This window comes from Vibrio sp. 1249-1 (assembly GCF_033340495.1).
Genome location: NZ_JAWOWJ010000394.1, coordinates 1 through 784 on the forward strand (window position 1 = coordinate 1; position 784 = coordinate 784).

Genomic DNA, 784 nt, shown 5'->3' on the forward strand with positions numbered 1-784 from the left:
TCTTTCTTTTTTCGGAAGAGGCTGAGGTTGAGCGAAGTGGTTATTTTTCTCTTTTAACAAAATTCGTCTTGACCTTGGAGCTATCTCCAAGGTTTATCCTTAGTGGTAGATGAACAGTCTCAGCCAATAAGGAAAACAAACTATGTGTACAAAACATCAAGGTTGCCAGTCAGGCAAAATCAAAACTGCGGTGCCACTCAGCGCCCATGACTCTTGCTGCGCGCCAACTAAACCGACGCTAAATATTGCTCAAGCGGGTGTTGATACTGTTGAAAGCTCTTGCTGTAGTGGGGGCAGTTGCAGTACGGACACCGCCGATGAAGAAGGCCCCGCGGAACTGCGAGAATCCTCAGTCCGTAGCAGTTGGCTCGTGTCCGACATGGATTGCCCATCTTGTGCGCAAAAGCTTGAAAAAGCCATCATGTCATTGCAAGGCGTTACGAATGCCAAAGTCCTTTTTGCTACAGAAAAGTTAGTTGTCGATTTTGATGACCATTCTCTAAGTCCGATCATTGAACAAACAGCGCGCCAAACTGGTTTCCCGCTTTCTGCGCTGGATAAACCAAAGCAAAAGAAAGAGAACAAAGGCTGGTTCGGTTTTGTTCAAGACAATCTACAGATTTTATCGATCGCAGGTGCTATGGCATTTGCGGGCCTAGTCGCAAGCATCAACCCTCAGCTTAGTAGCTGGATTTTTACTTTAACCTGTTTGCTGGGTTTGTATCCTATTGCCCGTAAGGCCGTCAAACTGGCTCGTGGTGGCACACCATTTGCCATTGAAACA

Annotated in this window: 1 protein-coding gene; it reads left to right on the forward strand. The window is 46.6% G+C overall.

Annotated features, from left to right (window positions below):
• Positions 1-142: 142 nt before the first annotated feature.
• Positions 143-784, forward strand: a 642-nt coding sequence (locus R7Z50_RS26590) for a cation transporter (protein ID WP_318149623.1), incomplete at its 3' end; no start/stop codon positions are given.